The organism is Azospirillum sp. A1-3 (genome assembly GCF_023806445.1).
Classification (GTDB): Bacteria; Pseudomonadota; Alphaproteobacteria; order Azospirillales; family Azospirillaceae; genus Azospirillum.
In genome coordinates this window covers 2309736-2335220 of sequence record NZ_JAMSLU010000001.1, presented here as the reverse complement: position 1 = coordinate 2335220, position 25485 = coordinate 2309736, and the positions used below count along the sequence as shown (strand labels likewise).

General features: G+C 67.6%; 25 protein-coding genes and 1 tRNA gene. 9 read left to right on the top strand and 17 right to left on the bottom strand.

The window, feature by feature from the left end:
• Window positions 1-24: 24 nt before the first annotated feature.
• The gene (gene carB, locus M5E06_RS11195) at window positions 25-3273 is read right to left on the bottom strand and encodes a carbamoyl-phosphate synthase large subunit (RefSeq protein WP_252138213.1); all 3249 of its coding nucleotides are present in this window, start codon (window positions 3271-3273) and stop codon (window positions 25-27) included.
• 262 nt (window positions 3274-3535) lie between these two features.
• Between carB and M5E06_RS11190 the strand changes: the two genes are divergently transcribed.
• The 4 genes from M5E06_RS11190 (at window position 3536) to M5E06_RS11175 (ending at window position 5562) form a co-directional block, all read left to right on the top strand.
• Window positions 3536-4378: a PAS domain-containing protein gene (locus tag M5E06_RS11190; RefSeq protein WP_252138212.1), complete on the top strand. Its 843-nt coding sequence runs from the start codon at window positions 3536-3538 to the stop codon at window positions 4376-4378.
• Window positions 4362-4769, top strand: a complete 408-nt coding sequence (locus M5E06_RS11185; protein WP_252138552.1) for a hypothetical protein — start codon at window positions 4362-4364, stop codon at window positions 4767-4769. Before M5E06_RS11190 ends, M5E06_RS11185 begins: the two co-directional genes overlap by 17 nt.
• A 122-nt stretch (window positions 4770-4891) precedes the next feature.
• Complete coding sequence (locus tag M5E06_RS11180) at window positions 4892-5146, top strand: type II toxin-antitoxin system Phd/YefM family antitoxin (protein ID WP_252138211.1); 255 nt, start codon at window positions 4892-4894, stop codon at window positions 5144-5146.
• Window positions 5146-5562, top strand: a complete 417-nt coding sequence (locus M5E06_RS11175; RefSeq protein ID WP_252138210.1) for a type II toxin-antitoxin system VapC family toxin — start codon at window positions 5146-5148, stop codon at window positions 5560-5562. The genes M5E06_RS11180 and M5E06_RS11175 overlap by 1 nt, the downstream gene beginning before the upstream one ends.
• Window positions 5563-5630: 68 nt before the next feature.
• Here the strand turns inward: M5E06_RS11175 and M5E06_RS11170 are convergent, their stop codons facing one another.
• The 5 genes from M5E06_RS11170 to M5E06_RS11150 all read right to left on the bottom strand — a co-directional run bounded on the left by M5E06_RS11170 (window position 5631) and on the right by M5E06_RS11150 (window position 9825).
• Window positions 5631-6248: a cytochrome c3 family protein gene (locus M5E06_RS11170; RefSeq protein WP_109152276.1), complete on the bottom strand. Its 618-nt coding sequence runs from the start codon at window positions 6246-6248 to the stop codon at window positions 5631-5633.
• A complete protein-coding gene (locus tag M5E06_RS11165; RefSeq protein ID WP_252138209.1) occupies window positions 6245-6766 on the bottom strand; it encodes a nitrate reductase cytochrome c-type subunit in 522 nt (173 codons plus the stop codon). Before M5E06_RS11165 ends, M5E06_RS11170 begins: the two co-directional genes overlap by 4 nt.
• A 14-nt stretch (window positions 6767-6780) precedes the next feature.
• On the bottom strand, window positions 6781-9282 hold the full coding sequence (gene napA / locus M5E06_RS11160; protein ID WP_252138208.1) for a nitrate reductase catalytic subunit NapA: 2502 nt from the start codon (window positions 9280-9282) through the stop codon (window positions 6781-6783).
• Window positions 9283-9354: 72 nt separating this feature from the next.
• Window positions 9355-9621: a chaperone NapD gene (locus tag M5E06_RS11155; RefSeq protein WP_109075228.1), complete on the bottom strand. Its 267-nt coding sequence runs from the start codon at window positions 9619-9621 to the stop codon at window positions 9355-9357.
• Window positions 9622-9630: 9 nt separating this feature from the next.
• A complete protein-coding gene (locus M5E06_RS11150; RefSeq protein WP_109075229.1) occupies window positions 9631-9825 on the bottom strand; it encodes a periplasmic nitrate reductase, NapE protein in 195 nt (64 codons plus the stop codon).
• A gap of 256 nt (window positions 9826-10081) precedes the next feature.
• Between M5E06_RS11150 and M5E06_RS11145 the strand changes: the two genes are divergently transcribed.
• Both M5E06_RS11145 and M5E06_RS11140 read left to right on the top strand, forming a co-directional pair.
• Window positions 10082-10825: an MgtC/SapB family protein gene (locus M5E06_RS11145; protein WP_252138207.1), complete on the top strand. Its 744-nt coding sequence runs from the start codon at window positions 10082-10084 to the stop codon at window positions 10823-10825.
• Window positions 10826-11021: 196 nt separating this feature from the next.
• Entirely contained in the window at window positions 11022-13037 is a 2016-nt protein-coding gene (locus M5E06_RS11140) for a sensor histidine kinase (protein ID WP_252138206.1), read from the top strand.
• A gap of 10 nt (window positions 13038-13047) precedes the next feature.
• Here the strand turns inward: M5E06_RS11140 and M5E06_RS11135 are convergent, their stop codons facing one another.
• The 5 genes from M5E06_RS11135 to msrA form a co-directional block, all read right to left on the bottom strand.
• Entirely contained in the window at window positions 13048-13662 is a 615-nt protein-coding gene (locus M5E06_RS11135) for a pyridoxamine 5'-phosphate oxidase family protein (protein WP_252138205.1), read from the bottom strand.
• Window positions 13659-14159: a DinB family protein gene (locus M5E06_RS11130; RefSeq protein ID WP_136704635.1), complete on the bottom strand. Its 501-nt coding sequence runs from the start codon at window positions 14157-14159 to the stop codon at window positions 13659-13661. Before M5E06_RS11130 ends, M5E06_RS11135 begins: the two co-directional genes overlap by 4 nt.
• 26 nt (window positions 14160-14185) lie before the next feature.
• Window positions 14186-16111: a DNA translocase FtsK gene (locus M5E06_RS11125; protein ID WP_252138204.1), complete on the bottom strand. Its 1926-nt coding sequence runs from the start codon at window positions 16109-16111 to the stop codon at window positions 14186-14188.
• Window positions 16108-16641 (bottom strand): PAS domain-containing protein, encoded by a 534-nt coding sequence (locus tag M5E06_RS11120; protein WP_109154671.1) that lies wholly within the window; start codon window positions 16639-16641, stop codon window positions 16108-16110. Before M5E06_RS11120 ends, M5E06_RS11125 begins: the two co-directional genes overlap by 4 nt.
• A 196-nt stretch (window positions 16642-16837) precedes the next feature.
• Window positions 16838-17479: a peptide-methionine (S)-S-oxide reductase MsrA gene (gene msrA / locus M5E06_RS11115; protein ID WP_109073319.1), complete on the bottom strand. Its 642-nt coding sequence runs from the start codon at window positions 17477-17479 to the stop codon at window positions 16838-16840.
• Window positions 17480-17675: 196 nt separating this feature from the next.
• Between msrA and M5E06_RS11110 the strand changes: the two genes are divergently transcribed.
• The gene (locus M5E06_RS11110) at window positions 17676-18137 is read left to right on the top strand and encodes an RNA polymerase sigma factor region1.1 domain-containing protein (protein WP_109073320.1); all 462 of its coding nucleotides are present in this window, start codon (window positions 17676-17678) and stop codon (window positions 18135-18137) included.
• A gap of 6 nt (window positions 18138-18143) precedes the next feature.
• On the opposite strand, the gene M5E06_RS11105 is transcribed toward M5E06_RS11110, so the two are convergent.
• The 6 genes from M5E06_RS11105 to M5E06_RS11080 form a co-directional block, all read right to left on the bottom strand.
• Window positions 18144-18986 (bottom strand): TrmH family RNA methyltransferase, encoded by an 843-nt coding sequence (locus tag M5E06_RS11105; protein ID WP_252138203.1) that lies wholly within the window; start codon window positions 18984-18986, stop codon window positions 18144-18146.
• Between the two features lie 33 nt (window positions 18987-19019).
• Window positions 19020-19598, bottom strand: a complete 579-nt coding sequence (locus tag M5E06_RS11100; RefSeq protein ID WP_109073322.1) for a YqaA family protein — start codon at window positions 19596-19598, stop codon at window positions 19020-19022.
• A 120-nt stretch (window positions 19599-19718) separates the two neighbouring features.
• Window positions 19719-20102, bottom strand: a complete 384-nt coding sequence (locus M5E06_RS11095) for a winged helix-turn-helix domain-containing protein (RefSeq protein ID WP_252138202.1) — start codon at window positions 20100-20102, stop codon at window positions 19719-19721.
• Window positions 20103-20237: 135 nt separating this feature from the next.
• Entirely contained in the window at window positions 20238-21221 is a 984-nt protein-coding gene (locus tag M5E06_RS11090) for a glucokinase (RefSeq protein WP_252138201.1), read from the bottom strand.
• Window positions 21222-21259: 38 nt separating this feature from the next.
• Window positions 21260-22669, bottom strand: coding sequence for an alpha,alpha-trehalose-phosphate synthase (UDP-forming) (gene otsA, locus M5E06_RS11085; protein ID WP_109154677.1), 1410 nt, complete (start codon window positions 22667-22669; stop codon window positions 21260-21262).
• A gap of 582 nt (window positions 22670-23251) precedes the next feature.
• The gene (locus M5E06_RS11080) at window positions 23252-24190 is read right to left on the bottom strand and encodes an N-formylglutamate amidohydrolase (protein WP_252138200.1); all 939 of its coding nucleotides are present in this window, start codon (window positions 24188-24190) and stop codon (window positions 23252-23254) included.
• A gap of 194 nt (window positions 24191-24384) precedes the next feature.
• Between M5E06_RS11080 and M5E06_RS11075 the strand changes: the two genes are divergently transcribed.
• A tRNA-Val gene (locus M5E06_RS11075) sits at window positions 24385-24459 on the top strand.
• A gap of 170 nt (window positions 24460-24629) precedes the next feature.
• Window positions 24630-25484, top strand: a complete 855-nt coding sequence (locus M5E06_RS11070; protein ID WP_286208647.1) for a transporter substrate-binding domain-containing protein — start codon at window positions 24630-24632, stop codon at window positions 25482-25484.
• The last annotated feature ends 1 nt before the right edge of the window (window position 25485 follow it).

Below are 25485 nucleotides of genomic sequence, written 5' to 3'. Positions count from 1 at the left end.
GGTCCGCCGCGCCGTCGTCCGTCCTTAATACGATCCGCTAAGGTACGACTGCAACGGGGCGACTTCAAGGCTGCCGTTCCGGAGTGCGGCAATCGCTTCCACTGCCGCGCGTGCTCCCGCTACGGTGGTGTAATACGGAATGTTGTAGGTCAGCGCGGTGCGACGCAGGCTGAAGCTGTCGGCCAGCGCCTGGGCGCCTTCCGTGGTGTTGATGACCAGATGCACGTCGCCGTTGATCATGGAGTCGACGATGTGCGGTTGGCCTTCCACCACCTTGTTGATGGTCTCCGCCGGCACGCCGGCATCGCTCAGCACCTTGGCGGTGCCGGAGGTGGCGAGAATGCGGAAGCCCATCTCGTGCAGCTTCTTGGAGATCACCGCCAGCGCCGGCTTGTCGTGGTCCTTGACCGAGACGAAGACGCTGCCCTTGACCGGCAGGGTGACGCCGGCGCCGAGCTGCGCCTTGGCGAAGGCCAGCGCGAAGTTGTGGTCGAGGCCCATGACCTCGCCCGTCGACTTCATCTCCGGACCCAGCACGATGTCGACGCCGGGGAAGCGGGCGAAGGGGAAGACCGCTTCCTTGACCGCGGTGTGCGGCGGGGTCGGGCCGTTCAGGGTGAAGGAGGACAGCTTCTCCCCCGCCATGACGCGGGCCGCAATCTTGGCGATGGCGGTGCCGGTGGCCTTGGCGACGAAGGGCACCGTGCGGCTGGCGCGCGGATTGACCTCCAGGATGTAGACGGTGCCGTCCTTGACCGCGAACTGCACGTTCATCAGACCGACCACCTTCAGCGCATGGGCGAGCGCGTCCGACTGGCGGTTGATCTCGGCGATGATGTCGGGGGGGAGCGTGTAGGGCGGCAGGGCGCAGGCGCTGTCGCCGGAGTGGATGCCGGCCTCTTCGATGTGCTCCATCACGCCGGCGACATAGACTTGCGCGCCATCGCAGACGACGTCGACGTCTACCTCGATGGCGTCCTGCAGGTAGCTGTCGATCAGCACCGGGTTCTTGCCCGACACCTGCACGGCAGTGCCCATGTAGCGCTGCAGACCGGCCATGTCGTGGACGATCTCCATCGCCCGGCCGCCCAGCACGTAGGACGGACGGATGACGACCGGGAAGCCGATGCGGGTGGCGACGGCCTCCGCCTCTTCCAGCGAGCGGGCGAGGCCGTTGGCCGGCTGCTTCAGGTTCAGTTCATGCAGCAGCTTCTGGAAGCGCTCGCGGTCCTCGGCCAGGTCGATGGCGTCGGGCGAGGTGCCCAGGATCGGGATGCCGGCGGCCTCCAGCGCGGCGGCGAGCTTCAGCGGGGTCTGGCCGCCGAACTGCACGATGCAGCCCAGGACGTTGCCCTTGCGCTGCTCGACCCGCACCAGCTCCACCACGTCCTCGGCCGTCAGCGGCTCGAAATACAGGCGGTCGGCGGTGTCGTAGTCGGTGGAGACGGTCTCCGGGTTGCAGTTGACCATGATGGTCTCGATGCCGGCCTCCTGCAGGGCGTAGACGGCATGGACGCAGCAATAGTCGAACTCAATGCCCTGGCCGATGCGGTTCGGACCGCCGCCGAGGATGACGACCTTCTTCGCTTCGGTCGGCTCGGACTCGCACTCCGCCTCGCCGGTCCCGTCGGTCTCGTAGGTCGAGTACATGTAGGGGGTGGCCGAGGCGAATTCGGCGGCGCAGGTGTCGATGCGCTTGTAGACCGGGGTGACGCCGGCCATGCGCCGCGCCGCGGCGACCGCCGCCTCGCTGGTCTTGGCCAGTTCGGCCAGGCGGGCGTCGGAGAAGCCCATCTGCTTCAGCTTCAGCCAGCCGGCCTTGTCGGTCGGCAGGCCGCCGTCGCGGATCGCCGCCTCACGGTCGGTGATCTCCTTGATCTGCTCAAGGAACCACGGGTCGTACTTGGAGACGGCCTGCACCTCGTCCACCGAGAAGCCGTGGCGGAAGGCCTGGGCGATGACCAGCAGGCGGTCGGGCGTCGGGGTGGCCAGCGCGCCGCGGATGGCGGTGCGGTCCGGGTTCTCCTCCCCGCCGATCTTCAGCTCGTTGAAGCCGGTCAGGCCGGTCTCCATCGAGCGCAGCGCCTTCTGCACCGACTCCTGGAAAGTGCGGCCGATCGACATCGCCTCGCCCACCGACTTCATCGAGGTGGTCAGCAGCGGCTCCGACCCCTTGAACTTCTCGAAGGTGAAGCGCGGCATCTTGGTGACGACATAGTCGATCGTCGGCTCGAAGCTCGCGGGCGTGGTGCCGGTGATGTCGTTGGTCAGCTCGTCCAGGCGATAGCCGACGGCCAGCTTGGCGGCGATCTTGGCGATCGGGAAGCCGGTGGCCTTCGACGCCAGCGCCGAGGAGCGCGACACGCGCGGGTTCATCTCGATCACGATCAGGCGGCCGTTGGCCGGGTTGACCGCGAACTGGACGTTCGAGCCGCCGGTGTCCACCCCGATCTCGCGCAGCACCGCGATCGAGGCGTTGCGCATGATCTGGTATTCTTTGTCCGTCAGCGTCAGCGCCGGGGCGACCGTGATCGAGTCGCCGGTGTGGACGCCCATCGGATCGATGTTCTCGATGGAGCAGACGATGATGCAGTTGTCGGCGCCGTCGCGCACGACCTCCATCTCATACTCCTTCCAGCCCAGCACCGACTCCTCGATCAGCACCTCGCCGACCGGGCTGGCGCGCAGGCCGCCGCGCACGATGTCCTCGAACTCCGCCCGGTTGTAGGCGATGCCGCCGCCGGTGCCGGCCAGCGTGAAGCTGGGACGGATGATGGCGGGCAGGCCCACCAGTTCCAGCGCCTCCATGCCCTCGTCCAGCGTGCGGACCATGCGCGACTTGGGCGATTCCAGGCCCAGCTTGTCCATGGCGTCGCGGAACAGGATGCGGTCCTCGGCCTTGGCGATGACGTCGCGCTTGGCGCCGATCATCTCAACGCCCAGACGCTCCAGCGTGCCGTCGTCGGACAGCGCCATCGCCGTGTTCAGCGCGGTCTGGCCGCCCATGGTCGGCAGCAGGGCGTCGGGACGCTCCTTCTCCAGGATCTTGGCGACGACGGCCGGGGTGATCGGCTCGATGTAGGTGGCGTCGGCCAGACCGGGGTCGGTCATGATGGTGGCCGGGTTGGAGTTGACGAGGATGACCCGATAGCCTTCCTCGCGCAGCGCCTTGCACGCCTGAACGCCGGAATAGTCGAACTCGCAAGCCTGTCCGATGACGATCGGACCCGCGCCGATGATGCAGATGGATTTGATGTCGGTGCGTTTGGGCATGGGTCCGCTTCTCTGAAGTGTGGTCAGCCGAAAACCCCCCGGCGCCGGAGGACCGGAGACGGAGAGCGGGGATGGGCATGTCGTGCAAGGCCCCCTTATAGGGGGTTCCGGGCCGGGGGGGAAGGGGTGGCATGGATGCCACCCTCGCATGACTGAATCTCGGGCAGGACAGTTCCGGCCCATGCGGCCCTTGAACCGATGGGGAAAGGGACGCATCAATTCCCATTCTCCCGTTTCGCATACCCTTTGGAGATACGCCCCGATGAGCCACGCATTCGCCAAGGACAGCCGCGCCTGCGCCGCCTGCGTCTCGTGGGGTGGGGAGCGCGCGCTGTCGGAGGACAACACGCTGGTGTACGTGGCCCGCCACGGGGTGGAGGGCGAATGCCGCACCGCCAGCAGCCAGGACTACCGCCGCATCACCAAGGGCTATCACACCTGCAGCGCCTGGGCGCCGCTGCCGATGCTGAAGAAGCATGGTGGGCGGATCGGCCACACGCCGGCGGGACAGGCGCACACGCTGGTCACCGCCGCGGCCTCGCGGCCGATGCCCCAACAGGTTTCGCAGGCGTCTTCCCAGTTGGTGCCGCCCGCCGCCGCCTTCGCCGCGGCCCCGGTCGTCACCCCGGTGATCGACGCACCGCCGCCGCCCTGCCGGGCCGACGTGATCGATGTGGAGCAGACGCCGCAGGTCCGCATTCTCTACACCCACTGGGTGAGGCTGAAGCGCAAGCGCCGCATGCCGCTGGCGACCGAGATCGACACCGCCCAGGTGCGGGAGAGCGTGCCGCGCATCGCCCTGATGGAGCCGACCGCCGATGGCAGCGACTTCGTCTACAAATCCTGCGGCCGCGCCCTGCAACGCCGGCTGGCCGAACGGCCGACGACGCGGCGGGTGAGCGACTGCCATCCGGAACAGGCGGCGCAGCGCTGGCTGTCCGACCTGCGCGCCTGCCTGGAAAGCGGTGAGCCGCGCTGCCTGCTGGTGCGTGACGACCCGATGCTGCCGGGGGCGAAGTTCGTCGAGCTGCTGCTGCCGCTGGCTGATGTCGAAGGCGGACCGGCGACCCGCGTGCTGGCCTACCGCCATGTGCCGGGTGGCTGAGGGGGCGGCGATGGGCGAGGAGAAGGATGGGGCGAAAGAGGGGCCGAAGGGAGAAGGACCAGGGCCGGAGATCGTCGGCGTCTGGCCGGCGGCGGTTTGGATCATCGTCGGCGCCGGGCATTACCTGAACGACCCCGACCATTTCGCCGGCTGGAAGGGAGCGCTGTACTTCGTGCTCGGCACCGGGGTGGTGGCGCTGGTCGGCGGCATCGCCAGCCTGTCGGCCCGCCGCACCGTCGCCGGTATCCAGGAACGCCTGCTGAAGGAGGTTCGCCACCGCCGTGACCTGACCACCTGGGCCATCGCGCTCGCGCTGCGCGGGCTGGTGGGTTTGGGCGAGGCGGTGCTGGTGACGCTGCTGGCGCTGTCGGTGGTGGCGATGCTGGGGTGAGTGAAGATTTGATGTAGGTATGTAGCTACATCGGACTTGTGCCGACTTGGGTCTACCTCTATCCTCTTCGCTACGGTCGTCTGTGTCGATGCGCGAACAGCGGTTGTCAGAAGGGGGACACCATGGGGCGCATGATTTCCAGCCGTGAGTTCAATCAGAACCCGAGCGAGGCCAAACGAGCGGCTGAGGACGGGCCTGTGATCGTTACCGATCGCGGCGAACCGGCCTTTGTCCTGTTGCGCTATGACACGTATCGCCGCCTGTCCGGTGAGGGGGGCTCGCTTTTGGACCTGCTGCGGCAGGATGGAGATGAAGCGGATTTTGATTTCGACCCGCCGAAGCTTCAGACCATAGCCCGCCCGGTGGATTTGGACTGATGTATCTGTTGGATACCAATGCGGTGACGGAGTTGCGGCGGCCGGCACGTGCCAATGCCGGCTTGGTGACCTGGGCTTCCAAAGTGATGCCGGCCGACCTGTTCATTTCGGCAATCACCCTGTTCGAGATCGAACGTGGCGCCGGTTTGGTGGCGCGAAAGGATCCCGCCCATGGCGCGGCGTTGCGCGGGTGGATCGATGGCCACATCGTGGTCGCGTTCCGGGGGCGGGTCCTGCCTGTCGATGCCGACGTGGCCCGACGTTGCGCCACATTGCATGTACCGACTCCGCGCCCCGAGCGTGACAGCATGGTTGCCGCAACGGCACTGGTTCATCGTCTGACGGTGGTGACGCGGAACACCAGGGATTTCGAGCCGATGGGTGTTGCGTTGCTCAATCCCTGGACTTTCGACTGACACGTTTCCCGTGAAACGCAAACAGCCCCGCTCCTTCCGGAGGCGGGGCTGTTTCCTTACTTAGACGCTTACTTCTGGCTGGTCTTCATGCTCCAGCCGGGCTCCACGCCATGCATGTCGGGCAGGCGGTGGGCGATGCCCTTGTGGCAGTCGATGCAGGTGTTCTCGCCGGTGAACAGATAGGTCTCGTGCATCTTCGCGGCGCGCGGGTTCTGCTTGGTGATGTCCATCGAATCGGCGCTGTGGCAGTTGCGGCATTCCAGCGAGTTGTTCGCCTTCAGCCGCGCCCATTCGTGCTCGGCCAGTTCGCGGCGCTTGTCGAGGAACTTCTCGCGCGTGTCGATGGTGCCGAAGATCTTGCCCCAGACCTCCTTCGACGCCTGCATCTTGCGGGCGATCTTGTCGGTCCACTGGTGCGGGACGTGGCAGTCCGGGCAGCTGGCGCGCACGCCCGACCGGTTGGTGAAGTGGATGGTCTGCTTCAGCTCCTCATAGGGATTGTCACGCATCTCGTGGCAGCTGATGCAGAAGGCTTCCTTATTGGTGGCCTCCAGGGCGGTGTTGAAGCCGCCCCAGAAGACGACGCCGGCGATGAAGCCGCCCAACGTGAGAAAGCCCAGGCTGAAATGGACGCTGGGACGGGCGAACAGCCGCCACAGGCACAGCACTGCGTCGCGGATTTTCATTTCTGGCCGCCTTGGGCATGGCCCAGGACCGAGTCAAAGTCTTGGAAGCTGTTGGGAACGATCGGCTGGGCGTCGGTCTGCGGCACATGGCACTGGGTGCAGAAGTAGCGGCGCGCCGCCACCGTGCCCAGCGTCTGGCCGTCACGGTCCTGGAAATGGGTGACCGACAGCATCGGCGCCTGCGAGCCCGCCGTGTTGCGGCGGTCGTGGCAGGTCAGGCACTTGTTGATGTTCAGGTCGATCTGATAGTCGCGGACGGCATGCGGGATCAGCGGCGGCTGGTCGGCGTAGTTGCGCACGCGCTTCTGGTCGTCGGTGATCTCGCGGTGGGTCGCCTCGGCCGGCACGTCCAACGTGATCGGGTGGTTGGTGGAGGGGACCTTGATCCCCCCCACCGTGCCGGTGCCGCTGGAAACCGCGGGCTTGTCGGCGGCCACGCCGCTGGTGGCGACGCCGATGGTCAGGGCCGGGATGCCGGCCAGCAGGGCCAGCGCGGCAATCAGGAAACGGGTCTTCATGATGCCGGCACTCCTCAGGCGTTCACGACGGGCGTGATCTTGACCGCGCATTTCTTGTAGTCGGTCTGCTTGCTGATGGGATCGGTGGCGTCGAGCGTCACCTTGTTGATGAGGACCGTCTGGTCGAAGAAGGGAACGAAGACCAGGCCGCGCGGCGGCTTGTTGCGTCCGCGCGTCTCGACCCGCACCCGCACCTCGCCACGGCGGGAGGTGACGCGCACCTCCTGGCCACGCCGGACGTTCAGCTCCTTGGCGTCGTCGGGGTGCATGAAGACCACGGCATTCGGGAAGGCCTTGCGCAGTTCGGGAACCCGCATGGTCATCGACCCGCTGTGCCAGTGCTCGATCACGCGGCCGGTGCTGAGCCAGAACGGATAGTCGGCATCGGGCGCCTCGGCCGGCGGCTCGTAGGGCAGGGCGAAGACGTTGGCCTTGCCGTCCTTGTTGCCGTAGAAGCGCATGCCCTCGCCCGCCTTCACATACGGGTCGGAGCCCTCGCGGTAGCGCCACTTGGTCTCCTTGCCGTCCACCACCGGCCAGCGCAGGCCGCGTTCCTGGTGGTACTGGTCGAAGGGCGCCAGATCGTGGCCATGGCCGCGGCCGAAGGCGGCATATTCCTCGAACAGGCCCTTCTGGACGTAGAAGCCGGCTTCCTTGGCCTCAAAGTTGTTGTAGTTCGAGTCGAGGTCGGACAGCGGGAAGCGGTCGACCTGACCGTTGCGGAACAGCACGTCGTAGAGGGTCTTACCGCGCAGCTCCGGCTTCTTGTTCAGCAGCTCTTCCGGCCAGACCTCTTCCACGGTGAAGCGCTTGGAGAACTGCATGATCTGCCACAGGTCGGAGCGTGCGCCGTCCGGCGCGTCGACCAGCTGGCGCCACAGCTGGGTGCGGCGCTCGGCGTTGCCGTAACCGCCCTCCTTCTCCACCCACATGGCGGTGGGCAGGATCAGGTCGGCGGCCAGCGCCGTGACGGTCGGGTAGGGATCGGAGACGACGATGAAGTTCTCCGGGTTGCGGTAGCCGGGGAAGGTCTCCTTCGCCGTGTTCGGGGCCGTCTGCATATTGTTGTTGCACATGACCCAGTAGGCGTTGAGCTTGCCGTCCTTGAGCATGCGGTCCTGCTGGACGGCGTGATAGCCGACCTTGTCGGGGATGGTCCCCTCCGGCAGCTTCCAGATCTCCTCGGCGTGCTTGCGGTGCTCGGGGTTGGTCACCACCATGTCGGCGGGCAGCCGGTGGGAGAAGGTGCCGACCTCGCGCGCGGTGCCGCAGGCCGACGGCTGGCCGGTCAGCGAGAAGGGACCGTTGCCGGGCTGCGAGATTTTGCCGGTCAGCAGGTGGATGTTGTAGCAGAGGTTGTTGGCCCAGACGCCGCGGACATGCTGATTGAAGCCCATGGTCCAGAAGGACACGACCTTCACCTTCGGGTCGGCGTACAGCTCGGCCAGCGCCTCCAGCCGGTTCTTCGGCACGCCCGACAGCTCGTGGGCCTTGTCCAGCGTGTAGGGTTCGACGAACTTGGCGAACTCCTCGAAGCTGATTGGGTCGGAGTCGTTGGCCTTGTCGGCGTTCTTCGCCTTCTTCTCCAAGGGATTGTCGGGACGCAGGCCATAGCCGATGTCGTCACGGCCGCGCTTGAAGTTGCAGTGCTTCTCGACGAATTCCTTGTTCACCCGGCCGGTCTTGATGATGTGGTTGGCGATGTAGTTCAGGATCGCCAGATCGGACCCGGGGGTGAAGACCAGGCCGATGTCGGCGAGGTCGAAGCTGCGGTGCTCGTAGGTCGACAGGACGGCAACCTTGCAGCCGGGGTGGCTGAGGCGGCGGTCGGTGACGCGCGTCCACAGGATGGGGTGCATCTCCGCCATGTTGGAGCCCCACAGCACGAAGGCGTCGGCCTGCTCCATGTCGTCGTAGCAGCCCATCGGCTCGTCCATGCCGAAGGTGCGCATGAAGCCGGCCACCGCCGACGCCATGCAGTGGCGGGCGTTCGGGTCCAGGTTGTTGGAGCGCAGGCCGGCCTTCATCAGCTTGGACGCGGCATAGCCCTCATAGATGGTCCACTGGCCGGAGCCGAACATGCCGACGGCGGTCGGACCCTTCTTCTTCAGGGTCTCCTTCCACTTCTGCGCCATGATGTCGAAGGCGGCGTCCCACGTGATCGGCTCGAACTCGCCGTCCTTGTCGAACTTGCCGTCCTTCATGCGCAGCAGCGGCTGGTTCAGCCGGTCCTCGCCATACATGATCTTCGAAAGGAAATAGCCCTTCACGCAGTTCAGGCCGCGGTTCACCTCGGCCTTCACGTCGCCGTGGGTGGCGACCACGCGGCCGTCCTTGACGCCGACCATCACGCTGCAGCCGGTGCCGCAGAAGCGGCAGGGGGCCTTGGACCAGTTCAGCTTGGCGCCTTCACCGGTCAGAATGTTGGCGGCGGATGCAGGCAGCGAGATTCCGGCCGCCGCGGCGGCGGCAGCGGCGGCTTGCGCCTTCAGGTATTCGCGGCGGGACAGGAACATGGCAAGGAGACTCCAGTCTTGGAGGAAATTCGGTCTGAAGAGCGGATGCGGCGCGCCCGGATGGCGGTGCCGTCAGGCGGCGTCGATCGCGTCCGCGGGTTCATAGTGGTGGTAGACCATGGTGGTGCTGTGCACGCCGGGGACGGCGTTCAGCACGGCGATGCGGTCGACGACCTCGGCCGCGCTGGCGGTGACCAGGGTCACCACCGCCTTGCCGTTCTCCGCCGCGCACCACTCCAGCCCGGCGACGGAGGCCGCCGCCTCGCGCACCGCGTCGGTGCGGTCGGGGCTGTGCTGGATGACGAGGCTGGAGATGTGGACTTCGGGGGCGCGGGGCATGTCGGGGACTCAGTGGGTGAGGAGCTGGTACATCCAGATCGAGAAGCCGTAGGCGGAGACGGTGCCGACGGCGATCACCGGCCAGACCAGGAATGCCAGCGACAGGAACATCAGCCCTTCGGCCCGGCGGGTCGGGGCCGGCGCGGAGTCGGTCGCCTTCCGGTCGGACGGATGGGACAGGACGGGGGAGGGGATGGGCCTCATGGCGGCACTCTCGGTCGGAGCGGGAACGGGTGGAGCCGGTCGCGGCAACCAGTCCTTCTGGTTGGTCCTTAGGTACCGGTTTTCGGCCCTGAGTATCGGTACTTTCCGGTGGGCTGGAATTGATACAGGTCAAGCGGAGCCGTACACGCCCTGTGACGGAATGGCGCCTTGCACCGCGCGGGCGCTCCGGCCCCGGCTGCGCTAGACTGGCGCCCTGGGCATGAACCGGAGGCTCCGGTTTGCGATAGGATGGACCATGGATTTGCTGCGCTCCTACTGGTCGTCGGCCGAACTGGTGACCAACGGGTTGATTCTCCTTCATCTTTTAGGGGCTTTGGCGGTCGGGCTGCTGCTGGGGTACGAGCGCAGCTATCACGGCCGGGCGGCCGGGATGCGGACCTATGGGCTGGTCTGCCTGGCGTCGGCCGCGCTGACGGTGGTCAACGCCTACCCGTCGATGTGGTATGGCGGCATCGGGACGCAGGGGGCGGCGCAGGGGGCGGCCCTGGCCGGGGATCCGACGCGGGTGATCCAGGGCATCGTCACCGGCATCGGCTTCCTCGGCGCCGGGGTCATCATGCGCGAAGGGCTGTCGATCCGCGGCCTGTCCACCGCCGCGTCGATCTGGGCGACCTCGGCCATCGGCGTCATCATCGGGCTCGGCTTCTATGCGGCGGCCGTCGCCGGAGCGGTGTTGTCCATTCTGGTGATGAGCCTGCTGCGGCCGATCGAGCGCCTGCTGCCCCACCAGTCGGTGGTCCATCTGACGCTGGTTTTCCCCCGCGACAAGGCGCCGCCGCCGGAGGCGTTGCGGGCGCAGGCCAAGGCGCACGGGTTCGAGGTGATCGACTGGGCCTTTCACCTCGCCAGCGGCAGCGGCCAGTTCGAATGCCAGCTGGTGCTGCAGGGAAAGGGCGACCCCGATCCGATGGCGCTGGTCGGCGCCCTCGCCTCGACCGACGCCGTCGTGGAGTTCAGGCTGTCCCCCTCGCGCATCTGAGCCGGTCTAAAAAAAGCACGGAAATTCAGGAAGACGAAATGCATACCAGCTTAATCTTTTCCTAAAACTTTAGCTTTATCGATGCCTTACGATGACGACGGACTTGAACAACGGCCGTGAGGACGGAAGCGGGAAAGGCTGTTTGCCGGCCCGGTGGACCGTCGGCGGCACACGCGACGAGGCTCCAGCGGCTTCGATGTCCGTTCGTCTTCGCCGGATCGCAAGGCTGTTCGTCCTGCTCTGGTCGGCCCTGTCGTGGTTCGCCGGTGCGGCGCATGCGGCGGGAGCGGCCGTGGAGCCATTGCTGCTTGGCCCCGCCACCACCAGCGCGACTCTGGCCAGCCATTTCGCCCGGCTGGTCGATCCCGACCGCAAGCTGGACTTTGCCGAGGTTCTGAAAGCCGATGCCGACGGCGGGATGGAGCCGCGGGAGGATTTCCGCGGCGCCGGCCAGACCCGCGATATCCATTGGTACCGCTTCGACCTGATGCGGGCACCCGGCGCCCCGGCGGACTGGCTGCTGGAGATGGGCGAAGCCTATATCGACCATCTCGACCTGTTCATTCCAAAGGCCATGGGGCCAAAGGCGACAGCAGCAGCAGGACGGCCGCAGGAGCCCGCCGCCTATCGGCTGGTCCGGCTGGGCGATTTCGTTCCCTTCAGCCAGCGGCCGATGAAGACCCGGCTGCACGCCCTGCCGCTGACCATGCCGGAAGGAAAGCCGGTCTCGCTCTATCTGCGCGTCGATTCGGTCAGCGCCATCCGCCTGTCGGCGCGGGTGTGGGCGCCCGCCGCCTATATCGGCCACCAGACGACCGATCTGCTGTTCCAGGGGCTTTTCCTGGGGGTGCTGGGCATTCTGGTCCTGGGCTATGTCGCGCTGGGCCTGCTTCTGCGCGACGGGGCGCTGCTGGCCTACACCGGCTATGTCGCCACCGTCTTCTGTTACTACCTGTTCGCCAACGGCATCGCCGCCACCCTGCTGCCGGACCTGCCGGGCTGGTTCATGAACATGATGGTGGGCAGCAGCGGTTTCCTGGGCTTTGCCGCGGCGCTGATCATGTGGGTGTACATCCTCGATCTGCGGACCCGAGCCCCCTGGCTGCGCCGCTGTTACCAGGGGCTGGCGCTGCTGGCCCTGCTGATGCTGCCGTCGACGGTTTCGCCGCTCTACGCCCTGACCAATCCGATCGTGACGGTGTCGGCGCTGATCGTGGTGGTGGTCGCGCTGGTGCTGACCGCGCGGATGGCCTGGCTGAACCGCGACGACCCGACTCCGCGCTTCTACCTCGCCAGCACTCTGGTGTCGCTGACCGGATTGACTATGGCGCAACTGATCCTGCGGGGCATCCTGCCTGCCGACTTCTTCATTGCCGATCCCTACCAAGTCGCTTCGATGCTGGCGGTGCTGGTGCTGGGCACCGGTCTGGCCCTGCGCATCGGTCGCCTGCAGACGGAGCGGCTGCGCGCCCGCGAGGAGTCGGCCTTCGCCACCAAGCGGGCGGAGGAGCAGCGCAGCTTCGTCGCCATGCTGTCGCACGAATTCCGTACCCCGCTGGCTTCCATCGACAGCGCCGCGCAGATGATCGAACTGTCGGGTGCGGTGGAGGCGCCATTGGCGCTGACCCGGCTGCTGCGCATCCGCAACACCACCCGCAAGATGGCCGAGCTGGTGGACCTGTTCCTGTCCGCCGACGCGCTGGACCAGGGGGCGCTGGCCCTGAAGCCGGAGCCGGTGGTGCTGGGCCAGCTGTTGGAGGAGGTTCGGGCCGGACTGACGGGGACGGAGGCGGAAGAGCGTCTGGAGTTGTCGGTGGAGGCCCCCGACCGCGCGCTTTTGGCCGACGCGCCGTTCCTGGGGGTGGCGATCGGCAATCTGGTACAGAACGCGCTGCGCTACTCGCCTCCGGAGACGCCCGTCCGGGTGAGCGCCGGCGATGATGGGGGCGGCATCGTCATCCGCGTCGCCGACCAGGGCCGCGGCATGAGCCCCGACGAGGTGGAGCGCATCGGTTCGATCTATTTCCGCGCCTCGTCCTCGCGTGGGACCAAGGGCTCGGGGCTGGGGCTCTACATGACGCAGAAGATCGTCGCCGCCCATGGCGGAACCCTGACGGTGGAGAGCGTGCGCGACGAGGGCTCGGTCTTCACCATCAGGCTGCCCGATGACGGCGGAAAGCTGCCGGCCGTCGACAGGCTCGCCGCGCAATAGCGGCGGCGGCTCAGTAGAGCGACTTCGAAATCCGCTCCGCCAGCGAGCGGTCATAGGCGTCGCCGCCCTCGCGCCCGGCACTGGCCTCCGCCAGCAAGGCCCCCACCGAGGGCAGGCTGCTCCGCGGCACCTGCGCTGCCGGATCCCAAAGGCGGGAGCGCAGCAGGGCGCGGGCGCACTGGAAGAACACCGTCTCGATGGTGACCACCAGCACCGACTTCGGCGCCTTGCCGTCGACGGCGAAGCTGTCGCAGAGCACCGGATCGGCATCGATCACGGCGCGGCCGTTGACTCGCAACGTCTCATTCAGGCCCGGCACCAGGAACAGCAGCCCGACTCGCGGATCGGCCAGGATGTTGCGCAGGCTGTCGATGCGGTTGTTGCCGCGGCGGTCGGGGATCAGCAGCGTGCGGTCGTCGGCAACCCGGACGAAGCCCGGCCCGTCGCCGCGCGGCGAGGCGTCAAGCCCGCTCGGCCCGCTGGTGGCGAGGACGAAGAAGGGCGATGCCTCGATCAGCGCGCGATAGCCGGGGGTCAGCGCCGGCACTTCTTTGGCGATGGAAGGGCCGGCCGGCTCGCCATAGAGGGCTTCAAGGGCGGCGAGATCGGTGATGAGGCGGCTCATTTCGACTCCAGCAGGAAATAGACGAAGTCGATCGACGGCGCGTCCAGCCCGAACTGGCTCAACAGCGTGTGCGCCTGCCCACGATGGTGGGTTTGGTGATTGAAGATATGGGTGACGATCTGAGCGAAGGGCAGCTCATAGGGCGTGCCGGCCATGCTGCGGTAGGAGAGGACCGACTCGAACCGCTCGGCCGGAGTCGCGGCGACCACGCGCAGGATGCGCTCGTCCTCCGCCTCGCGGGCGGCGCGCAGGCCGGCGAAGTCGTCGTAAAGGATTTCGTCGAGCGACGACGGCTTCGGCCCGCTGCCCTCGATCCGCTCCAGCCACACCCGGTCGGCGACCAGGATGTGGTTCAGCGTGCCGCGGAGCGAGCCGAAGAAGGCGCCGCGATCCTCGCGAAACTGGGCGTCGGACAGTTGGGCCGCCACCTCGTACAGGCGGCGGTTGGCCCAGCGGTTGTAGCGGGCGAGGGTCTCGAAATGGGGCTTGGGGTCCATGAGAAGCCTCTTACGGGGGGAGAGGATCAAACCCCCGCGCGCTTGGCCGACAGGCCGGCGTGGGACAGCAGAACCTCGCGCTTGCCCTGGTGGTTGGCGGGGCCGACCACACGCTCGGTCTCCATCCGCTCGACCAGACGGGCGGCGCGGTTGTAGCCGATCTGCAGCTGGCGCTGGATGAAGCTGACCGACACCTTGCCCTCGCGCACCACGAGGTTGACGGCCTGCATGTAGAGGTCGTCGCCGGTCGCGGCCGAACCGCCCTCCTCGTCCTCCACCGCGGCGGTTTCCTCCTCCTCCTCGGTGATGGCGGTGACGTAGTTGGGGGCGCCCTGGGCCTTGACGTACTGGACGATCTCCTCGACCTCCGAATCGGAGACGAAGGGGCCGTGGACGCGGGTGATGCGGCCGCCACCCTGCATGTACAGCATGTCGCCCTGGCCCAGCAGCTGCTCCGCCCCGGCTTCGCCCAGGATGGTGCGGCTGTCGATCTTGCTGGTGACCTGGAAGCTGATGCGGGTCGGGAAGTTGGCCTTGATGGTGCCGGTGATGACGTCGACCGAGGGACGCTGAGTCGCCATGATCAGGTGGATGCCGGCGGCGCGCGCCATCTGGGCGAGGCGCTGGATCGCCGCCTCGATCTCCTTGCCGGCGACCAGCATCAGGTCGGCCATCTCGTCGACGATGACGACGATGTAGGGCAGCGGCGTCGGTTCCGACGGCGTCAGGTCGAAGACATTCTCCGGCTCGCCCGGCGCCGGGGCGCGGCGCGGCATCTTCTCGCCGGCGGCGATCATCTCCGTCATGCGGGCGTTGTAGCCCTCGATGTTGCGCACGCCGAGCTTGGACATCGCCTCGTAGCGGCTTTCCATCTCGCGCACGGCCCAGCGCAATGCCACCACCGCCTTCTTGGGGTCGGTGACGACGGGGGTCAGCAGGTGCGGGATGCCGTCATAGACCGACAGCTCCAGCATCTTGGGATCGACCATGATGAAGCGGCAGCGCTCCGGCGGCAGCCGGTAGAGCAGCGACAGGATCATCGTGTTGATCGCCACCGACTTGCCCGAGCCGGTGGTGCCGGCGACCAGCAGGTGCGGCATGCGGGCGAGATCGGCCACCACCGGCTCGCCGCTGATGTCCTTGCCCAGCGCGATGGCGAGCTGCGCCGTGGTGTTGCGGAAGGCGTCGTGGTCGAAGCTTTCGCGCAAATAGACCATCTCGCGCACCGGGTTCGGCAGCTCGACGCCGATGACGCTGCGGCCGGGGACGATGGCGATGCGGGCGGTCACCACGCTCATTGAGCGGGCGATGTCGTCGGTCAGGTTGATGACGGTCGCCGACTTGGTGCCGGGGGCCGGCTCGAACTCGTACAGCGTCACCACCGGGCCGGGGCGGACGTCCATGATCTCGCCGCGGACGCGGAAGTTCTTCAGGACGGTTTCCAGCATCCGCGCGTTGCGGGCCAGCACCGATTCGTCATGCTGCTGGACCGGGCGCGGCGGCGGGTTCTGCAGCAGCGAGACGGCGGGCAGCGAGTAGACGGCGGGATACTCCACCGGCTCCGCCGGAGCGGCGGGCGCGCAGGGTGCCGCCGCCGGCATGGGGGCCGGAGCGGGGGCTGCGGCAGCCGGGGCGGCCTCGCACGGGGCGGCGGCGGGCGCTTCGGCCTCCGCCGGGTCGCGCGCCTCATAGGCCCATTCGACGCCGGACAGGAAGGCGAAGCCGGCGACCACCGCCAGCGCCTCGTCCGACAGGTTGGTGGAATAGACGGTGCCGGCGCGCGGCGTGCCGGGCAGAACCTCCACATCCCACATCACGCGGCCGTCGGGGCGCGGGTTGGGGACGAGGTTGAAGGGGCGGCCGTTCAGCGCGCACCACAGATTGAATTCGTCGGCGGTCACCACGCCCGCCTGGGTGGGCGGGGCGGCGAGATGCGGCATACGCGGGGTCATGCCGAGGCTCCCGGCTTCTGAACGGTGAGGGGGACTGGACCGGAGGAGGAGCCGCCCGGCAGGGGTGGGCGCGCCGCCAACTCGCGCGGCGTCATCTCGTAGGCGGCGACCAGCAGCTTGTCGATGCTGACCCCGTCGCTGGACATCGGCAGCACCAGCCGTTCGAAGCTGCGGGTGCGCCCGCCGAAGACGGCGGTGTGGACACGGGCGACGGGCAGCCGTTCGCGGCGCACCGTCTCGTATTCCGGCTGAAGCAATGCCCGCTGTTCGGGCGGCAGATCGTCCAGCGTGGCGCCCAGGCGCGACTGGCCGAAGGCGGCGGCCAGCGCCTTGCCGTAATAGGAATAGACGAAGGTGCCGGATTCCTCCCCGATCACCTCGAACACGGCGATGTTGTCCTTCCACGGCCGCAAATCGGCCGGGGCGATGCTGCTGGGGACCGGCGGACGGCCGGCGACGGATTTGGTGAGCCAGAATTCGAGCAGGCCGCTGAGATACGGCGTCGCCAGCTCGGTTCTTTCCTTGGTCATGACAATCGCAGCTGGACGGGCGGCGCCCCCGCGGGGTAACGCCGCCGGAGCTTTCAAGAGCCGCCCGAACCATACCCGCAAGGGCCGGTGTGGCGCAACCGCAAGGGCTAAGCCCGGCAGGGGCGCCGCACCCCGGCTTTTTACTGGCCGGCGTTTACCCGCGCTTCATCAGGCCGCGCCAATCACGCCGCGCCAATCACGCCGCGCAGGTGACGCCGGTGCCGCCCAGCCCGCAATAGCCGTTGGGATTCTTGGCGAGATACTGCTGGTGGTAGCCTTCGGCGAAGTAGAAGGGCGGGGCCTCGCGGATCTCGGTGGTGATCGGACCGTAGCCGGCCTGGGCCAGCCGCTCCTGATAGGCGGCCAGCGTCGACTCCGCCGCCGCTTGCTGGGCGGGGCTGTGGGTGTAGACGGCGGAGCGGTACTGGGTGCCGACATCATTGCCCTGGCGCATGCCCTGGGTCGGATCGTGCGATTCCCAGAAGACGCGCAGCAGATCCTCGACCTTCACCATCGCCGGGTCATAGACGACGCGCACCGCCTCGGTATGGCCGGTGCGGCCGGAGCAGACCTCTTCATAAGTCGGGTTCGGGGTGTGGCCGCCCTGATAGCCGACGGCGGTCACCCAGACGCCGGGAAGCTGCCAGAACTTGCGCTCCGCCCCCCAGAAGCAGCCGAGCCCGAGGTCGATGACCTCCAACCCCGGCGGATAGGGGCCGGTCAGGCGATGGCCGTTGACGTGATGCTGTTCGGGAACCGGAACGGGTTGGCTGCGGCCGGGCAGCGCCTCCTCCGGCGTCGGCAGCGTCGCCGGCTTGCGCAGAAAATGCCCCAGCATGGTCGAGTCTCCCATCAATGACGATCCTGTGGATCGATGACGATCCGTTGGAGGGACCACTTATGTCGGGTGGCGGGCCGACCGCGGCAAGGTGGCGCAGGGGGCGGAAGGCGGGAAGGGAGGTGTCGTGAACCTTCGGGCGTTTCCATGCGTTTGACCAGAGGACCCGCGAGGATCTTGAACAAGGAGAGCCATCATGGCCAGCAGCACAGACGACCGTCTCATCCAGTCGCTGATCGATCGTGGCCGCCGCAACGGCAACCGCCTGAGCGCCGAAGCGCTGGGCGAGATCCTGCCTGTCGATACCATGACCCCGGAGGAAACCGCCGCGGTGATCGAGCGGGTGGAGGCTGCCGGAGTCGAGGTCGAACTGGACGATTCCCGCCTGATGCGCGGCCGCCCCAATCCGGCATTGGCGCGCCAGCGCGGCGACTATCACCGCGGCGACGGCGTGGTGGATATGGCGAGCCCGGCGGCCCCGGCGGTGTCGGCTCCGGGTGCGGTTCCGTCGCGCCATGGCTGGGCCGACGACATCGCGGACGGCCATGCCGGCGGCCATCACGGCAATGCGCCGACCTGGAAGCGTGACGGCGTGGAACTGCTGCCGCTGGCTTCCATGGCCGTGGTTGCGGTGGTGCTGATCGCGGCGCTCGGTTGAGCCGGCTTACCCGGCGGCCAGCGCGTGGATGAGGATGGCGGCGGTGGCGGCGACGTTCAGCGACTGGACGCGCCCGCTGCCGGGAATGGTCAGCACCGCCTCGCAGGCCGCCAGAGTGGCCGGCGGGATGCCGTCCTCCTCGTTGCCCAGCACGACGGCCGGGGACTTCACACTCTGTTTGCCGCGCCAGCCGGTCAGCGCGTCGGCATCGACCGTCGGCCGGGTCTGGTCCAGCGCCGTCCCGAACACCCGGTGGCTGGCGCGCAGCCGCTTCAGCACGGCCGGCAGGGCGGGCGCCCGCTCCAGCGTCACCCACTCGAACCCGCCCTCCGCCACGCGATAGGCCGCTTCCGATGGCAGGGCCTGGCCGGGATGGTCGGAAACCAGGACGCGCGGCAGACCGAAGAAGGCGGCGGTGCGCAGGATGGCGCCCAGATTGTGCGGGTTGCCGACTCCGTCGAGGATCAGCAGCGGCTCCGCCGCCCGGCGCGCGGCCTCCGTATCGAACAGCGGCAGCGTCCGCGGCGCCATCAGCGCCACCACCCCGCCATGCAGGACCGTGCCGGCGACCTTCGCCAACTCGTCGGCCTCCACCATGCGGTAGGGCTTGCGGGCCGCCGCCATCGCCTTGCAGTAGGCGCCCACCGCCGGTTTCAGCCGCTCGTCGAAGAACAGGCGCTCCACCCGCTCCGGCTCATGGGCGAAGAGGGCGGAGACGGCGGCCAGCCCGGCGACGCGGAACAGCTTGCGCTGGTCGACGCTGTCGGGTGCCGGGACGGAGGGGGAGGGATGGGCGGCGGTCCGGGAACGGGCGCGGCTGGGTTGGGGCGGGCGCCCGCGCGGAGGCATGGAGGTCCTGTCTGTCTGGAAAGAGGTGGCGGCTTACAGCAGCTTCACCACCAGGAAGCCGCCGACCAGCGCCACGGCGAACACGCTGGTGACCAGGGTCAGTCGCTTTTCGATGAAGGCGCGGATCGGCGGACCGAAGAAATACAGCAGTGCCGCCACCAGATAGAAGCGGATCGACCGCGAGATGATTGAGGCGCCGATGAACACCCACAGCGGCAGATGCGCGACGCCGGCGGTGATGGTCAGCAGCTTGTACGGGATGGGCGTCATGCCCTTGATGATGAGGATCTCGGCCCCGTACTCGACGAAGGTGTGGCGCAGCTGCTCGAACTTGTCGGTCAGGTGATAGAAATCGATCACCCAGCGGCCGATCGTCTCGTACAGGAAATAGCCGATCATGTAGCCGGCGATGCCGCCGACGACGGAGGCCAGCGTGCAGATCGTCGCCAGCTTCCACGCCGCCTTGCGGTTGGCCATGACCATCGGCACCAGCAGCAGGTCCGGCGGCAGCGGGAAGAAGGAGCTTTCGGCAAAGGATACCCCGGCCAGCCAGGCGGTCGAATCCTTCGACGCGGCCTTGGCCATGGTCCAGTCGTAAAGACGCTTCATCATGAATGGTCCGCCCTTCGTCGCTGCCGTTGCGGTGCACAAGGCATCTTTTAGGCGCGACGGTCCCGGTGCGCCAGTGCCCAATTCGACCGCCCCCGGACAGGGTGAAGCCCTCCGGAGGCGTTAGCCCGTTCCGGCCGGACCTGTGCCGGGCTTTTCTTCGGGAGCTTCCTCCTTCAGCACCTCGTCCAGCCAGCGCAGGTGCGGCTCGGCGGCCTTGCGCGCCTGTTCCTGGGTCTGGCGGTAGCGGGCGACCACCTCCTGGCCCAGCGGGGTCAGGCCGGCGCCGCCGCCTTCCCGCCCGCCGACGCTGGTGCGGATCACCGGCTCGCGGAAGGCGGTGTTCATCGTCTCCACCAGGAACCAGGCGCGGCGAAAGGTCATGTCCAGCGAGCGCGCGGCGGCGGAGATCGAGCCGGTGCGGTCGATGGCCTCCAGCAGGGCGATCTTGCCGGGGCCGATGGCGCCCGACGGGTGCAGGAAGCGGACACGAAGGTCGGCGGGCATGGTGTTCCGTTGCGAATCCGAAAGAGATGGGAACAACCATGTGGGGTCCGCCCCACCGGTTCAAGCGGCAAGTGGGTCGATAGGGGAAGCCACCGATGGGGGGTACGATCCGCCGCACCCCCCGGCCGGTCGTTGCTACTCCGCCCCGGCGGCTTCGGCGAGGCCCAGGAAGGCGGGCAGATCGTGGGTGATGACGTAGGTGGGGATCGGGGCCAGGAAGTCGCGCATGCGGCCCTTTTCCGTGAAGCGCTTGCGGAAGCGGGAGTGGGTGAACAGCGTGCCCAGCTTCGGCACGATGCCGCCGGCGATATAGACGCCGCCGCGTGCGCCCAGCGTCAAAGCGAGGTTGCCGGCGACGGTGCCCAGCATGGCGCAGAACATCTCCACCGCCTCCACGCAATGGGGTTCGCTGCCGGTCAGGGCGTTGTCGGCCACCTGGGCGGGGGTGAGGGCGGCCGGTTCCCGCCCATCCAGGATCAATAGCGCGCCATAGAGGTTGACGAGGCCCGGCCCGGACAGCACCCGCTCGGCCGAGACATGGTCGAAGCTCTTGCGCAGCTGGCCCAGCACGGCGCTCTCGCGGTCGCTGATCGGCGCCATGCTGACATGGCCCCCTTCACCCGACAGCGCGGTCCAGCGGCCGTTGGCGCCCGGCACCAGACCGGACACGCCCAGCCCGCTGCCGGGCCCCAGCACCCCGACGACGGCCCCCGGCTGCGGCGCACCGTCGCCGATCGGGCGCCGGTCCTCGTCAGCCAGACGCGGCACCGACAGGGCGACGGCGGTGAAGTCGTTGATCACGACCAGCCCGTCCAGCCCCAGGGCGTCGCGCACCCGGTTGACGGAGAACTCCCAGACCAGATTGGTCATGGCGATGTGGTCGCCGGTGACCGGCCCAGCCACCGCGAAGGCGCCGCGCCGCGGCCGGCCGGGGGTGCCGACCGCCGCCAGCCCGACCGCCGACAGATAGGCGTTCGCCGCATCCTTGATCGAGGCGTAATCGGCGCAGCGCAGCACGCGGGTGTCGCGCACGATCCGGCCGTCGATCAGGCCGAAGCGGGCATTGGTGCCGCCGATGTCGGCGACAAGGATGGGAGCGGAGGAGAGGTCGGCGGCCATGGATCCGGATCTGCGCTGTTGATGGGCCAAGCGGATGCTCAGGTGACCGGAAAGTCATACGGTGCCCGGGTCAGCGCGTCCACATAGCTTTCACGCCACCAGCTGATGTCGTGCCGCCGCAAGGTCTGCATCAGGGCGGCATGGCGTTCCTTGCGCTCACCCAGCGGCATGGTCAGCGCCCGCTGCAGCGCGTCGCCGACGCCCTCGATGTCGAAGGGGTTGACGATCAGCGCCTCGCCCATCTCATGGGCGGCGCCGGCGAACTGGGACAGCACCAGCACGCCCGGATTGTCCGCGTCCTGGCAGGCGACATACTCCTTCGCGACGAGGTTCATGCCGTCGCGCAGCGGCGTCACCAGCCCGACATTGGCCAGCCGGTAGAAGCCCGCCAGTACGCGCTGTCCGAAGCTGCGGTTCAGGTAGCGGATCGGTTGCCAGTCGAACTCGGCGAATCGGCCGTTGATGCGGCCGGCCATCTCCGACAGCTCGCGGCGGATGGCGATGTATTCCGGCACATCCTCGCGCGAGGGCGGGGCGACCTGCAGGAAGGAGACGCGGTTGCAATGCTCCGGATAGCTTTCCAGCAGCTGTTCGAAGGCGGCGAAGCGCTGCGGCAGGCCCTTCGAATAGTCGAGCCGGTCGACGCCGATGATCAGGCGCCGGCCGACCAGACTTTCGCGCAGACGTTCGGCCTGCCGCGAGCGGCCGGCGGTGCGGGCCAGGCTTTCCAGCGCTTCGGTATCGATGCTGATGGGAAAGACCTTCGCCAGCAAGGTGCGGCCGAAGGCGCGGATCATCGCCGTCCCGTAGGCGCCGCGCTGTTCCACCGTGCCGTCGGTCTCGGTGCGGATATAGTCGCAGAAGCCGCGCAGGTCGGTGGCGGTGTGGAAGCCCACCAGATCATAGGCGCACAGTTCGCGGATCAGGTCGCGGTGGTTGGGCAGGGCGGTCAGCAGTTCCGGCGGCGGGAAGGGCGTGTGCAGGAAGAAGCCCATGCGCTGCGAACAGCCGCGGCGGCGCAGCTCGTCACCGAAGGGGATCAGGTGATAGTCGTGGACCCAGATCATGTCGTCCGGGCGCAGCAGCGGCTCCAGCTTGTCGGCGAAATAGGCGTTGACCCGCTCGTATCCTTCGCGCGTGCGCCGGTTTACCGAGATCAGGCCCAGCCGGTAATGGAACAGCGGCCATAAGGTCTGGTTGGCGAAGCCGTTGTAATATTCCTCGTGGTCGCGGCGGCCCAGATCCAGCGTGGCATAGGTCAGCTTGCCGGCCTCCGTCCGGGTCGGTTCCGCCTGGGACTCGCCATCGACGACCTTTCCGCTCCACCCGAACCAGATGCCGCCGGTCTTCTTCAAGGCCGCCAGGATGGCGACGGCGAGGCCGCCGGCCGCCTGTTTGCCCTCTTCCATCAGGGCCACCCGGTTGGATACGACGACGAGCCTGCTCACGATGTTCTTCTCCTTATTGGCCGCCGGCAGGGCGTTCCGCAGTCCGCGAAGTCCGGCTGTCCTGATGGACACCCTATGCGGGACCACTACGAAACGACCGTGAGCGGGCTTGGTTCCGAGCGCCGGCCGTCAAGCTCAAGACGCTGGTCCGAAGGTCCGGCGCTCCCTGTCCTTTGGGTCAGATCACTCCACGAAGGGTCATGGTGCGGCGCAACATGACTTGCTGAGGCGCTATCCGGTTCGCGATACCTCCAACTCCGGTTAACGCAATGTAATGAATAAGAAATTCTTTTTTGGGCTTGAAGCCGGGCGGCGCCGCGTTCATATTGTGCAGTGCGGCAACGGTCGCGCCTCGGCGTGGACGTTGGCGTAACGCACTTCTTGGGCGTTTCCTCCCTAGACTGAGGCCGCGGGTCCGCCCGCGGCCCTTTTTTTGTGCCAAATGCACCCGGAGCCGACGCGACAGCGCGCCGCCCCGGAAGAGGTCGCAGTGGTGCCAAGCCGAAGCTTGGCCCTGACGTGATAGGGCGAAACTGTGGCAGAGACGGGGCAATGGTCCCTTACGGGCGTCTCATCCGCGGATCAGCGCGGACCCAGCCCGTGGGGCGGCAGCAGGCCCAGCGTGTCGACCAATACCGTCATGTGGCGGGCGAGAACGTCCAGGTAGGGCAGGCGTGTCAGTGCCGCCTCGTCCATGTAGAGGTCGCGGGCGATTTCGATCTGAAGCGTGTGGATGCCCTGGCGCGGCCGGCCGTAATGGCGGGTGGTGTAGCCGCCGGCATACGGATTGTTGCGGCTGACGGCATAGCCCAGCCCGCACAGATACTCCTCCGCCGCGTCGATCACCGCCGGGGCGCAGGCGTTGCCGAAACAGTCGCCCAGCACGATGTCGGGATGGCTGGCGCCGCGCCCGCCGCCCCGCCGTCCATCGGTGGTGGCGCTGGCGGACGGCATGGAATGGCAGTCGATCAGCAGCACGTGGCCGAAGGCGTCGCGGGTTGCGTCCACCAACTGGCGCAGGGCGTTGTGATAGGGGGTGTAGCAGCGGCTGACCCGGTCCAGCGCCTCGGCGAAGCGCAGCTTGCCCTTGTAGATGTCCTCGCCGTTGGCGACCACGCGGGCGATGGTGCCCAGCCCCGCCGCCACCCGGGGCGAACGGGTGTTGACATAGGCCGGCAGCGGATCGGCGAACATCTCCGGGTCCAGCTCGTAGGCTTCGCGGTTGACGTCCAGATAGGCGCGCGGGAACAGGGCGCGGATCAGCGGCACGCCCAAGCCGGGAGCGAAGGCGAAGATCTCGTCGACGAAGCAGTCCTCCGACTTGCGCAGCGCGCGGGCATCCAGGCGGGATGAGGCGAGAAACGCGGCGGAATAAGCGTTTCCGCTGTGCGGCGACGCCAGCACGAGCGGCAGCCTCTGGCTCTGCGGGGCCAGGATTTCGAAGGCCGGGGCGTTTGGCGGCGAAGCGACGGCGGCCGGATCGGGGCCGGCGTCGCGCTGCGCGTCGAAGGAGGCGTCCATGGTCGAATGATGTAATGGACACCAGCCGCCGTGTCACGGGACCTCTGTCACGGGATCGGCCGCCGCTCTATCGCCGGCGGATAAAAAAAGCGGGTGGGGCCATGAAAGGGCTTGCGTGTCGGCAAGGAGGTCGGTATACACCCGCCCACGCCGGACGGAACGACGCAAAACGCTCCGCCACCGGCCGCTACAGTGGGCGGTTAGCTCAGCGGGAGAGCACTACGTTGACATCGTAGGGGTCACTGGTTCAATCCCAGTACCGCCCACCATTCTGAAGGCCGCGAACCGGAACGGGTTCGCGGCCTTCGCCGTTTTCGGGCTTCCGCGGCTTTTCGATTGTTGCATAGCTGAACTCTGCACATTCGGATCGCGGACTCTCGCCAGATCCTTCCCTGCACCGTACCATCCGGTCGGCAAACAAAGCATTGGGAGGATCTTCATGCCCGTCCATACCCTGCGCCGCAGCGGCCGGAGCCTTGCCGCCGCGGTCGGCGCGGTTCTGGTCTGTGCCGTCGCCGCCCTGTCGTCCACCGGAGCCGCAGCGCAGACCGCTCCCTCCGCCCAAGCGGCCGCCCACGCGACCGCCCAGGAGTCGCGGCTGGATGCGGTGATCTCGGCGGGCACGCTGCGCGTCGGCACCACCGGCGACTACAAGCCCTTCACCTACCTGAATCCGCAGACCCAGAAGTTCGAGGGCATGGACATCGACCTCGCCGAAGCCATGGGCAAGGCGCTGGGCGTCAAGGTTGAGTTCGTGAAGACGACGTGGGGCAACCTGCTGCCCGACCTGCTGGCCGACAAGTATGACATTGCCGTCGGCGGTGTTTCCGTGACGCTGGAGCGGCAGAAGAAGGCGCTGTTCTCCGATGCGCTGATGCGCGACGGCAAGACGCCGATCACCCGCTGCGAGAACAAGGACCGCTTCCAGACCGTTGCCGACATCGACAAGCCCGGCGTCCGCCTGATCGTCAACCCCGGCGGCACCAACGAGAAATTCGCCCGCGCCAACATCCACACTGCCCAGATCGAGGTGCATCCGGACAACGTCACCATCTTCGACCAGATCGTCGCCGGCAAGGCCGACCTGATGATCACCGATGCGGTGGAGACTCGGCTTCAGCAGAAGCTGCATCCGGAGCTGTGCGCCGTCCATCCCGACAAGCCCTTCGACTTTTCGGAAAAGGCCTTCCTGCTGCCGCGCGACATCGTGCTGAAGCTGTGGGTCGACCAGTGGCTGCACCAGGCCGTCGCCACCGGCCAGTATCAGGCGGTGTTCGACCGCTGGCTGAAGTAGC

Bases quoted from the DNA above. Each gene is read 5' to 3' on its own strand.
- M5E06_RS11070 (WP_286208647.1), top strand. From the start codon at position 24,630: ATGCCCGTCCATACCCTGCGCCGCAGCGGCCGGAGCCTTGCCGCCGCG.
- M5E06_RS11185 (WP_252138552.1), top strand. From the start codon at position 4,362: ATGTGCCGGGTGGCTGAGGGGGCGGCGATGGGCGAGGAGAAGGATGGG.
- M5E06_RS11150 (WP_109075229.1), bottom strand. From the start codon at position 9,825: ATGAGGCCCATCCCCTCCCCCGTCCTGTCCCATCCGTCCGACCGGAAG.
- M5E06_RS11125 (WP_252138204.1), bottom strand. From the start codon at position 16,111: ATGACCCCGCGTATGCCGCATCTCGCCGCCCCGCCCACCCAGGCGGGC.
- M5E06_RS11120 (WP_109154671.1), bottom strand. From the start codon at position 16,641: ATGACCAAGGAAAGAACCGAGCTGGCGACGCCGTATCTCAGCGGCCTG.
- M5E06_RS11190 (WP_252138212.1), top strand. From the start codon at position 3,536: ATGAGCCACGCATTCGCCAAGGACAGCCGCGCCTGCGCCGCCTGCGTC.
- M5E06_RS11095 (WP_252138202.1), bottom strand. From the start codon at position 20,102: ATGCCCGCCGACCTTCGTGTCCGCTTCCTGCACCCGTCGGGCGCCATC.
- M5E06_RS11100 (WP_109073322.1), bottom strand. From the start codon at position 19,598: ATGATGAAGCGTCTTTACGACTGGACCATGGCCAAGGCCGCGTCGAAG.
- M5E06_RS11145 (WP_252138207.1), top strand. From the start codon at position 10,082: ATGGATTTGCTGCGCTCCTACTGGTCGTCGGCCGAACTGGTGACCAAC.
- M5E06_RS11140 (WP_252138206.1), top strand. From the start codon at position 11,022: ATGTCCGTTCGTCTTCGCCGGATCGCAAGGCTGTTCGTCCTGCTCTGG.
- M5E06_RS11135 (WP_252138205.1), bottom strand. From the start codon at position 13,662: ATGAGCCGCCTCATCACCGATCTCGCCGCCCTTGAAGCCCTCTATGGC.
- carB (WP_252138213.1), bottom strand. From the start codon at position 3,273: ATGCCCAAACGCACCGACATCAAATCCATCTGCATCATCGGCGCGGGT.
- M5E06_RS11155 (WP_109075228.1), bottom strand. From the start codon at position 9,621: ATGCCCCGCGCCCCCGAAGTCCACATCTCCAGCCTCGTCATCCAGCAC.
- msrA (WP_109073319.1), bottom strand. From the start codon at position 17,479: ATGCTGGGGCATTTTCTGCGCAAGCCGGCGACGCTGCCGACGCCGGAG.
- M5E06_RS11090 (WP_252138201.1), bottom strand. From the start codon at position 21,221: ATGGCCGCCGACCTCTCCTCCGCTCCCATCCTTGTCGCCGACATCGGC.
- M5E06_RS11170 (WP_109152276.1), bottom strand. From the start codon at position 6,248: ATGAAAATCCGCGACGCAGTGCTGTGCCTGTGGCGGCTGTTCGCCCGT.
- M5E06_RS11175 (WP_252138210.1), top strand. From the start codon at position 5,146: ATGTATCTGTTGGATACCAATGCGGTGACGGAGTTGCGGCGGCCGGCA.
- napA (WP_252138208.1), bottom strand. From the start codon at position 9,282: ATGTTCCTGTCCCGCCGCGAATACCTGAAGGCGCAAGCCGCCGCTGCC.
- M5E06_RS11080 (WP_252138200.1), bottom strand. From the start codon at position 24,190: ATGGACGCCTCCTTCGACGCGCAGCGCGACGCCGGCCCCGATCCGGCC.
- M5E06_RS11130 (WP_136704635.1), bottom strand. From the start codon at position 14,159: ATGGACCCCAAGCCCCATTTCGAGACCCTCGCCCGCTACAACCGCTGG.
- M5E06_RS11110 (WP_109073320.1), top strand. From the start codon at position 17,676: ATGGCCAGCAGCACAGACGACCGTCTCATCCAGTCGCTGATCGATCGT.
- M5E06_RS11180 (WP_252138211.1), top strand. From the start codon at position 4,892: ATGGGGCGCATGATTTCCAGCCGTGAGTTCAATCAGAACCCGAGCGAG.
- M5E06_RS11105 (WP_252138203.1), bottom strand. From the start codon at position 18,986: ATGCCTCCGCGCGGGCGCCCGCCCCAACCCAGCCGCGCCCGTTCCCGG.
- M5E06_RS11165 (WP_252138209.1), bottom strand. From the start codon at position 6,766: ATGAAGACCCGTTTCCTGATTGCCGCGCTGGCCCTGCTGGCCGGCATC.